9 protein-coding genes are annotated in these 8,683 nt (G+C 69.7%); 3 read left to right on the top strand and 6 right to left on the bottom strand.

All coding sequences use genetic code 11. The annotated features are described in order from the left end of the window. Positions 1–92 precede the first annotated feature (92 nt). The 6 genes from RB628_RS38290 to RB628_RS38265 form a co-directional block, all read right to left on the bottom strand. Entirely contained in the window at positions 93–317 is a 225-nt protein-coding gene (locus RB628_RS38290) for a helix-turn-helix domain-containing protein (protein ID WP_318325266.1), read from the bottom strand. Beyond that, entirely contained in the window at positions 314–1,747 is a 1,434-nt protein-coding gene (locus tag RB628_RS38285) for a replication initiator (RefSeq protein ID WP_318325265.1), read from the bottom strand. Before RB628_RS38285 ends, RB628_RS38290 begins: the two co-directional genes overlap by 4 nt. 147 nt (positions 1,748–1,894) lie before the next feature. After that, complete coding sequence (locus RB628_RS38280) at positions 1,895–2,623, bottom strand: DUF2637 domain-containing protein (RefSeq protein WP_318325264.1); 729 nt, start codon at positions 2,621–2,623, stop codon at positions 1,895–1,897. Positions 2,624–2,658: 35 nt separating this feature from the next. Next, positions 2,659–4,050 (bottom strand): cell division protein FtsK, encoded by a 1,392-nt coding sequence (locus RB628_RS38275; RefSeq protein ID WP_318325263.1) that lies wholly within the window; start codon positions 4,048–4,050, stop codon positions 2,659–2,661. 1 nt (position 4,051) lies between these two features. Next, entirely contained in the window at positions 4,052–4,240 is a 189-nt protein-coding gene (locus RB628_RS38270; RefSeq protein WP_318325262.1) for a hypothetical protein, read from the bottom strand. Then, the gene (locus RB628_RS38265; RefSeq protein WP_318325261.1) at positions 4,237–4,590 is read right to left on the bottom strand and encodes a hypothetical protein; all 354 of its coding nucleotides are present in this window, start codon (positions 4,588–4,590) and stop codon (positions 4,237–4,239) included. Before RB628_RS38265 ends, RB628_RS38270 begins: the two co-directional genes overlap by 4 nt. A 179-nt stretch (positions 4,591–4,769) precedes the next feature. Here RB628_RS38265 and RB628_RS38260 point away from each other — a divergent pair, with 179 nt between their 5' ends. The 3 genes from RB628_RS38260 (at position 4,770) to RB628_RS38250 (ending at position 7,940) form a co-directional block, all read left to right on the top strand. Next, complete coding sequence (locus RB628_RS38260) at positions 4,770–5,639, top strand: winged helix-turn-helix domain-containing protein (protein WP_318325260.1); 870 nt, start codon at positions 4,770–4,772, stop codon at positions 5,637–5,639. A gap of 557 nt (positions 5,640–6,196) precedes the next feature. After that, the gene (locus tag RB628_RS38255; RefSeq protein ID WP_318325259.1) at positions 6,197–7,444 is read left to right on the top strand and encodes a helix-turn-helix domain-containing protein; all 1,248 of its coding nucleotides are present in this window, start codon (positions 6,197–6,199) and stop codon (positions 7,442–7,444) included. Positions 7,445–7,601: 157 nt separating this feature from the next. Further along, positions 7,602–7,940: a hypothetical protein gene (locus tag RB628_RS38250; protein WP_318325258.1), complete on the top strand. Its 339-nt coding sequence runs from the start codon at positions 7,602–7,604 to the stop codon at positions 7,938–7,940. Positions 7,941–8,683: the final 743 nt, after the last annotated feature.

The following is an 8,683-nucleotide window of genomic DNA, read 5'->3' as shown; positions in this document are numbered from 1 at the left end:
GGCTTCCCAGCGGCTGTCCTTGCGCTGGTAGACGGTTCCGTCGCCGTTGGCGCGGGTTCGGCGGGAGGCGGGGGTGTCGCGAGGCGTGGCCATCAGGCAGCTTCCTGTTCGAGGCGGGCGCGGATGAAGTCGGTGAGGGAGTGGGCGGGGATGCGGCGGGCGCGGCCGAGGGTGATCGAGGCGAGCTGCTCGGTGCGGAGCAGGTCGTAGACGGCGGAGCGGCCGAGCTGGAGGCGAGCCATGACCTGGGGGACCGTCAGCAGCTCCTCCGGCGTACTGAGTCCCCGCCGGGACGGGGCGGGTTCCTGCGCGTTCATCCGCAGCCCCCTTCCGCGATGAACCGGCGTTCCAGTTCCCGGCGGTGCCAGACGGCGGCTGCGAGGAGCGCGGCGCCGGGGCTGTAGCCCGAGCCGAGGTAGTCCCAGTGGCCGAGGACGAGCGTGGTGTCCGGGTCGTGCTCGGGCAGGCCGGCGTGGACGCGGGCCTGTTCGGTACGCCAGGCGCGGCGGGCGTCGCGCAGCGCGCCGAGGGTGGTGGAGTAGGAGCGGGACTTGGTGGAAAAGTGGCCGCGGAAGCCGAGCATGTGGGCCCACTTCCACAGCTTCAGATTGGCGAACTCCGGCAGGATGCCCAGCTCCCAGCAGGTGCGGACCATCTGCCGCACATGGGGTGCGACGGCGAGCCGGGGCAGCGGCCGGGCATGTCCGGTTCCGTCGCAGGCGGTGCAGGGGAGCGGGGTGCCGTGCGGCAGGAGGGTGGCGCCGCGTCCCTGGCACGGGCGGCAGAACAGGGCGCGGTCGAGGGTGCCGGAGGCGTCGGCGGACTTGGTGGCGTACTTGGCGACGTAGGCGGCGACCGCCTGGTCGGTGAGTTCCGTTTCGGTGCCGAAGGCGGCGATCTCGCGTACGTCGAGCTGCTGGCCCCAGGTGAGTTCGCGTTCCCCGACCGCATCCGAGGTGACGGAGATGCGGGCGCGCGGTGCGGCGGCGCGGATGGCGTCGGTGAGCACAGCGACGGTGGCGTACGAGGGCGGGGGCTGGGTGCTGCCGTCGGGGCCGTCGAGGCGGATCACGGCGTGGAAGTGGACCAGGCCACGCTTCTGGTACTCGGCAACCTTGGCGAAGGACACCCGCAGAACCGTGCGGGCGGCCTTCTGGGTGAGGCCGAGCCGGACGGCGAGCTCGCGGCGCAGGTAAGTGGTGAAGCGGGCCCACAAGGCTCCGGCGTGGGCGTTGAAGAGGACTGCACCCGCGTAGTCGTACGTCGCCGGATCGAGCGGTGTGCCGAGCAGTGGGTCCGTGGGCTCGTGGCGGATTCCGCAGCGGCAGGGCCGGGCGTCGGGGCGGTTGTGGACGGGGCCGAAGGAGGGGGCGGTGAGGGTGGCGAAGACGCGGGGGTGGGTGCGGACGGCGTCGGGGATGGTCTTGCCGCCCGAGAGGCCAGCGCGGATGAGGTGGTAGGTGTCGGCGGCGTAGAGGCGGGAGCAGGCCGGGCAGCGGGAGGCACGGCGGTTGCCGCACGTGGTCAGCAGGCTGCCGGTGGGCTCGTCGGAGGCGGTGTAGGAGCGCAGCACCTCACCGGTCATGGTGTCGACGGTCGTGCTCTGGCCGCTCAGGCGGACGGGTTCGGTGCAGCCGCCGAGGCGTTCGATCTGCTGGTGTGCGCGGTCGAAGTCGGGGTGGTTGACCAGGCGAAGCAGGTCCCGCACGGCGGGGCTTGCCACGTGGCGCAGGTCCAAGGTGACCATTCGGGGCGTGTCCCTTCTGTCGGTGGGTGACCCCGTGCAGCAACCAGCCAGGCACGAAGGCGTGTTGGTACTACTCGGGGCATGACGAACCAGGCCCATGGGCGGACGTGGTGCGGCGAGAGGGATTCGGGCAGCGAGGGCCGGGACTCAGAGCTGAGCGAGCGCTGCGGTGGCCACCGGAAGGGCGACGCCCATGCGCGTCCCCAGGTGAGCGGCAGTGATCGGTGTCCCGTGCTCGGCACGATGGGTGTCCGCGATGCGCCGGGCCGCATCCAGCAGGGCGGCAGGCAGGGCCGGGTCGGCGGCGGGCTGGGCCACTTTGGCGACAGCGGCGGCCGGAGCCGGGGCGATCTGCGGCTCCTCGGCCGGGGAGGTGGCGACGACCGGGGCAGGCGTCGGGGGCTCGGATGCGGGTGCTGCGTCGGGAACTGGTTCAGAGACGGGGGCGGCGGCCTCCACTTGCGGGACAGGGCAGGTGAGGGTGTGGAACTGGGCGAGGAAGGAGGGGCCGACGTGGCCCCAGCCGAGCAGCAGGAGCGGGGCGACGGTGTCCAGACCGGCCCGTCCGTAGCGTCCGGCCAGCAGTGGTTCGGCGGTGTTCAGGGCGAGGGTGAGCAGTCCGCACAGGTGCAGTAGCCGGGTACCGGCCCGCAACTCCGCCTTGGGCACGCCGCGCAGGGTCAGATATCGCAGCGCAACCAGGAGCCCGACGACGGACAGGTCCACCATGGGGGCGATCAGTGGCGCGATCGGGTGGGGGACGCCGAGTCGCAGGGCGAGTGCCCAGACGTTGCCGAAGGAGAAGACGAAGGCCAGGGCCGCGATGACCGCCATGACCACGGTCACGGTGCGCCGGGTGAACCGTTCCTCCGCCATGTCCTCAACCTCCTTTCTGCCGTGGGATTTCGGGGCTACTTGGTGAGCGACGGCAGGGTTTTCGTCGTCCGGCCGGTTGAGTGGAGAAGAGCGTCCAGGCACAGGTCCGGGTCGGCGGTCAGGTGTGAGGTGTCCTCGGCGACGCGGGCCGCGGCGGCGTCCGAGACGTAGGGGGTGCGGATGCGGGTGTAGCCGGGACGGCTCTGCATCGCCATCACCGCGACGCCGACGTAGGCGGGGTCCTGCAAGGTCACCGGGCTGGCGTCGGGCCAGTTGCGGATGTCATCACCCAGCGCGGCCACCGCGGCTTCCACCGTCTTCTGCGCGAAGGACAATCCGACCGGGCACACGTCACGGATGAAGGTCGGGAGGGCGTCACCGGTGGTCTTCTGGCTGATCAAGATGACCAGCATGCCGACGCTGCGGCCCTTCTTGACCAGGTCCTCCACCAGTCGGGCGTTCTCCGCAGTGAGTGCGGCCAGGCGCTTGGTCTCGGCGTCGCTGCCCTTGTACTCGCGGAAGAACGTGTGCGCCTCATCGATGATCAGGACCGTGAGTGGCCACTTTGGAGAAGGGCCGACGTGCCACATGTTCTTCACGCCCAGCACGCCACGGATGGTCGCAGAGCGCCGCTTACGCAGCTCCACCAGGCGCTTGAACAGCGCGTTCGCTTCGTCCAGATCGTCACCGCAGAACGCGAACATCCGCTTGATCAGGTCGGCGTAATCGCCCTCCGAGGCCCGTGACACCTTCCCGTCCGCAGTCGCGATCTGCACAGCGGGTGAGGGCGCGAAGTCGCAGACGAACTTGTTGACCGCCGAGGTCTTGCCCGCGCCGGGAGTGCCGGCCACGGTCACGCCGGGCACGTTGGCCAAGGACACGCACACCTGCGCGGCGTACTCGTCCACGCCCAGCTCCCAACGCGCCACGTCCGCGAGCGGGCGGCCGGTGGGCCGATGCTCGGTCGGTGTCGTCAGCGGGTCGGAGCGCACGCCCCGGATCACCACCCGCCCGGGGCCGTCCGGCAGCACGGACACCCGCGTGCACCGCCAGGCGTCCGCCAGGAACCGCGCCGACTTCTGGTACTCCTCCAGCCCGACCTGCGGCAGCGTCCGGGCCCGTACGATCACCCCGAACCGGTCCGGCTTCACCTTGATCCGGGGAGTGAGCACCCGAGGCGCGGGGGCGGGGCCGTCCTTCTGCGCGGTGATCTGCGCGAGCAGGCCCGGGGTCTTGTCGGTGACCGTCAGCCCGGCCATCCGTGCCAGCCGCACCCAGCCCCACCGCACCCGGACGGCCTGCCGCATGCTCACCCGCGTGCCTCGGTCGGCACGCACGTAGCGCACCACCGTCACCAGCAGCCACACACCGACCAGCGCAGTAGCGATCGGCAGCGCGTACGACGCGTATCCCGCGATGGCTTCCATGTCATGCCCCCTCTTCGAGTATCAGGTGGAGCACATGACCCAGGTCCAGGCGGGCCGCCTGCTCCGGGCTCAGGCCGAGCAGATCGAGTACCGCAGACGAGGCGGCGAACGTGGCCGTGCCTTCGGTCCCCGGCAGGGGCCGGAGCGGGTACAACTCCCGCTCTGGTACGGCGTTTTCGAAGCGGATCACTGGGCCGCCTCCACCGTCGCCAGCTCCAGCCGGGCGGCCCGGTAGGCGACGCCGTCGGAGAGCTGACCGTTGAAAATCCGCGCCCACGGAGTTGCGAACAGCTCCACCGGCCGCACCATCGCACCCGGCTTCAGCCCGGCCGCCAGGCCTGTCTCCGGGACCGTGATCTTCAGGACCTCGGCCCGGCCTTCCTCCATGAGCATCACGGTCACCGTGTGGAGCGACGCGCCGGTCTCCCGGTCGGTGGCGACCTCCCCGGTCTGCTGGTCCTTGATCTTCAGCGTCGGGTCGGTGCCCGCGATGCAGACCGCCGACGGCAGCAGGGCAACACGGATACGGGTCATGGCCATGCCATCACATCCTCGTTCGATGGAGCCGCTTGATCGACTCGCCATGAGCATAAGGAGAAAAGCGCTCAACTTGCAAGAGCGCTTAGCTTGTGACATCGATGAGGTGTGCTGAGTTTTCCAGGTGGGTAGCACGTGGATGTGCCTGTAGCGCTACGGGCTGCTGGCGATACCGTGGGGGCATGACCCTGCCCTTGGACGAGGACTCCAGGCCGCCCTATCTCCAGGCCGCCGAAGCTCTACGGGACGCGATCCTGAACGCCGAATTCCGCCCCGGTGAGCGCCTGCCCTCGGCCAACGTGCTGGGGGAGAGGTTCGGTGTCTCCAGCTCCACTGTTCAAAACGCTCTGCGGGTCCTCAAGCAGGAAGGGCTGGTCCATTCCCAGCTCGGCCGGGGCAGCTTCGTGAGCATGTCCGCGAACGGAAGCGCCGAGCCGACCGACAGTGAGCACGACGAGGCTGAAACCGGAGAGCCGGACTGGCCGGTCGATGTCATCCGTAACGAAGACGGCCGGCCGCCGTATGTTCAGGTGGCCGATGCCCTCCACCGGGAGATCGTGGAAGGCGTCTACCCTCCCGGTTCGCAGTTGCCCCCGGCCCGCGAGATCCAAGAGCGGTTCCAAGTCGCCAACTCCACCGCCCAGAACGCCTACCGGAGACTCAAGCAGGCAGGACTTGTGTATGCGGTCAAGGGGCGCGGCGTCTTCGTGCGCCAAGAGCCGGAGCCGGGCAAGTACCACGGGCCGATCACGAACTACCTGCTGAGGGAGGAGATCGACCGAGAGGCCCGCGCAGCCGCCACCGAGTTCGCCGACCTCAGCGATGACGAGCTGCTGGCACGGGAAACGGAGCTGGACCAGCGATGGGTCACGGTCCGTGAGGAGCATCAGCGGCTCTTCAACGAGCGCCGCAAGGTCAAACGCGAGAAGAGCCGACGAGGCCTGTTCCTGCCGCCACTCCATGACGGCGACGCCGAGCCGGACATGTCGCCGAGCGAGAAGCTGGAGACCGCACTGGCCGAATCGAAGAAGCGTCGGCAGCAGCGCCCCTGACCGCCACTCTGACAGCGCGGACACTGGGTGAGCTGTTCAGAGTTTCCTTACTTGATCAAGGCGGCCCGCTGACGCGGCCCGCGCGCGCTCCGGCCCCTCGGGGCCGCCGCCCGCTCCTGTCTCCGCCCCGCTGGCGACGGCCCCGCCGGTCCGGGCGCGCAACAGCCAGCACAGCGAACCATCCTGGGGCCCTGCCCCAGACCCCGGCCCTCTCTCTGAGGGGCAGGGGGTCGTGTGCGGGTGCGGCTTCGTCGTGGCGTGGGGGCGGGGTCGCGGGAGGGGGTCCCTCGCCGCCCGGTCACCGGAGGCGTACCAGGAACCCCCGGGGGCCGCCAAGGCCGAGCGCACGCGTCACGGTGTGAGCCTTGGCGGCCCCCGGGGAACCCTGGCACGGCGAAGCTGCCCGATCGACGAGGGACCCCCTCCCGCTCAGGCGTGGATGCTGCCGGAGTTCCGGCCAGCCACGTGGTGGGGCACTCCTGTGGGTGGGTGTCTGCCGGATCGCCCCCGGCTGATGTGCCGGCCGGGCGTACCGTGGAGTGGGAGGTGGTGAGTTGATGATTACGGAGCTGGCCGACAACGTCCGCAGGTACCGGCGTCGCGCGGGGATGAGCCAGGAGGAACTGGCCCATGCCGCAGGCGTATCGCCGGGCACAGTACGCAAGGCCGAGCAGGGCGGCACTCTCCGCATGGAGACCCTGCATACGCTCGCCCGCGCACTGGGCGTGACCACGGCCGCGCTGATGGCCTCGGATGCCCCGGAGCCCGTCGGGCGGACCGAGGAGCCGAACCGCGTCAACCTGATCCAGCTCCGCGCCGCCCTCACCCCGGCCGTCGGACTCGTGGACCAGGACGCCGAAGCCGTGGGCGAGGAACCGAACCTGCGCACCTTCCGGCGGTCGCTGCAAGACGCACGGGTGCTGTACTTCTCCGACAGCTACAAGAGTGTCGCGGCCCAACTGCCGGTCCTGCTGCGTGATGCCGCACAGGCCGTCGCCTACTACGACAGCGGGGACGAGCACCGGCAGGCCCTGCTGGCCCGCGCCGAGGCGCTGCGTCTGGCCGGCACCTACCTCACCCAGGTACGGCAGTACGACATCGCGTACGCCGCTGTGCGCGGCGCCATCATGGATGCCCGTCAGGCCGGAGACATGCTTGCGGCGGGCTCCGGTGTCGGCTGCATGTGCTGGCTGCTGGTGAGACAGGGAAGGCTGGACGAGGCGGAACAGGTCGCCGCCCGGAGCATGGACGCGGTGGAGCCGAAGATCACCGGGGCCGAGCCGGACCACTACGCGGTGTGGGGCGGCCTGGCGATGGAGGCCGCCGCCGCAGCCGCGAGGAACAACCGTCCCGACGAGGCGAAGGCGTACCGTCAGGCCGCCCGGGTCGCGGCAACCGCGGTCGGGACGGCACATCGAAACGTCTCCCGGCACTGGTCCGTCTTCGGGCCGGTCACCGTCGCCGTCAAGGCACTCGAAGACTCTCTGGTCATCGGCGACGCCCGCGCGGTGGTGCGCAAGGCAGGCGAGCAGGAGGAGCTGTCGCCCAAGGCGTGGAAGCGCCTGGGCAGGCCCAGCACCAACGACGGGAACCGCTTCACCCTTGATGTGGCGCGCGCTCACACCCGGACCGGCGACCTGTCCGCTGCCATGGACGAGTTGACCCGCGCCAGGGAAGCCGCCCCGCAGTGGCTGCGGCACCAGAACGGGGCCGCCGAGACCATGCAGGAGATCCTGGGCAAGCGCAAGCGCACCCTCACGACAGAGATGCGCGAAATGGCCGACTACCTGGGCGTAGTCGGGTAGCTGCCACGCAGCGTGGCAGTTCGTGAACCAAGAGTCGCGAACTGCCATGGCTCCCACCTGGGGTGACGGCCAGTCAGTGCCTACGGTCGATGTGTCCACCATCAGTGACCCAGGCCGGGGGTGCCCAGTGAGCCAGCCCAGGAGCGATGCCGACCGCATGCGTCGCAGAGAGCTGTACGACGCCGCGTCGGGCGGGGGAGGTCCCCGCTTACTGCCGTGGACCAGCCCGGAGGGAAAGCCCTGCTACCTGAGCACTGACGGTCGGGGCTACCTCTCCACCCTCGCCGACAGCATCGAGACGGCACAGCTCAGCATGGGCCAGGAACTGTTGGAGTACGCCCGCGAGGCCACGGTGCCTGGTGCGAAAACCCTGTCGGCGACCGAATACCGCTGGTTGGCCCGCCGGTTGACAGAAGCCCTGACGGACGCGCTCAGGGTCGCGGAATCGCGCGGACAGCGCATCCCGGATCAGGAAGAGGCGACCGAGGATGCCTGACTCTCCGAACGCCGGCACACCAGCACGCAACGCCTCTCGGGGGCGCTACCGCTTCCGCGAATACCACGTGGCCACCGTCCCCGACCCCCTGGCGCTGCCGACCATGGAGGCGGTCTGCGTCACTGGCGAAGAGCGGAGCTGCGGTGCCACGTCAGGCACGCTGCATACCTCGGACGAGCTGACCCATTGGATCGCCGGACACTGCGCCCAGAGCGGCCACGAACTGTATGAGCAGACCGTCCGAGCCCTCGTCCGTGCCGAGCCTGGCGCATGGCAGTGAAGTCCCCGGGGGTGACGCCACGCCAGCGGCAACGCGACCGCGGGGCCGGAGCCCTTGACGGCAGTACCGACGGCAACACCCACGGATTCCCCCGCACAACCACGGACGCCAGCGGAACCCGAAACCGCCGCTGATCTGCGAATACGCAGATAGAGAGGGGCCGCGTAGCACACGTACTATGTGCTGGCAGAGGACACACCAGTTCTTGTCCATAACTGCAACAGGGCTGGCTTGGACTTCACTGATGCTGAGAGGCAGAAGGTCTACGACGCTAACGCCGCGAAGAATGGCGGCGAGTACAAGTGTGACTACTGTGGGCAGACGGTGGAACGGCGTGCATCGCGAGATGCCAATGGAAACGCCATCAAGGGGAGGCCCGACGATGCCCAGATCGATCACGTAGAGCCGAGTACTACAGCCTCAGATCTTGTGACTGGTGATCGGTGCTGATCGTTGTCCGGTC

Source organism: Streptomyces sp. ADMS (assembly GCF_033441795.1).
GTDB lineage: Bacteria > Actinomycetota > Actinomycetes > Streptomycetales > Streptomycetaceae > Streptomyces.
Note: the sequence above shows the minus strand (reverse complement) of the source record. Positions and strands in the feature narration are given on the sequence as shown.

What these genes read in the sequence shown, in the direction of transcription:
- RB628_RS38290 (WP_318325266.1), bottom strand. Translation starts at nt 317, where the DNA reads ATGAACGCGCAGGAACCCGCCCCGTCCCGGCGGGGACTCAGTACGCCG.
- RB628_RS38285 (WP_318325265.1), bottom strand. Translation starts at nt 1,747, where the DNA reads ATGGTCACCTTGGACCTGCGCCACGTGGCAAGCCCCGCCGTGCGGGAC.
- RB628_RS38280 (WP_318325264.1), bottom strand. Translation starts at nt 2,623, where the DNA reads ATGGCGGAGGAACGGTTCACCCGGCGCACCGTGACCGTGGTCATGGCG.
- RB628_RS38275 (WP_318325263.1), bottom strand. Translation starts at nt 4,050, where the DNA reads ATGGAAGCCATCGCGGGATACGCGTCGTACGCGCTGCCGATCGCTACT.
- RB628_RS38265 (WP_318325261.1), bottom strand. Translation starts at nt 4,590, where the DNA reads ATGGCCATGACCCGTATCCGTGTTGCCCTGCTGCCGTCGGCGGTCTGC.
- RB628_RS38260 (WP_318325260.1), top strand. Translation starts at nt 4,770, where the DNA reads ATGACCCTGCCCTTGGACGAGGACTCCAGGCCGCCCTATCTCCAGGCC.
- RB628_RS38255 (WP_318325259.1), top strand. Translation starts at nt 6,197, where the DNA reads ATGATTACGGAGCTGGCCGACAACGTCCGCAGGTACCGGCGTCGCGCG.
- RB628_RS38250 (WP_318325258.1), top strand. Translation starts at nt 7,602, where the DNA reads ATGCGTCGCAGAGAGCTGTACGACGCCGCGTCGGGCGGGGGAGGTCCC.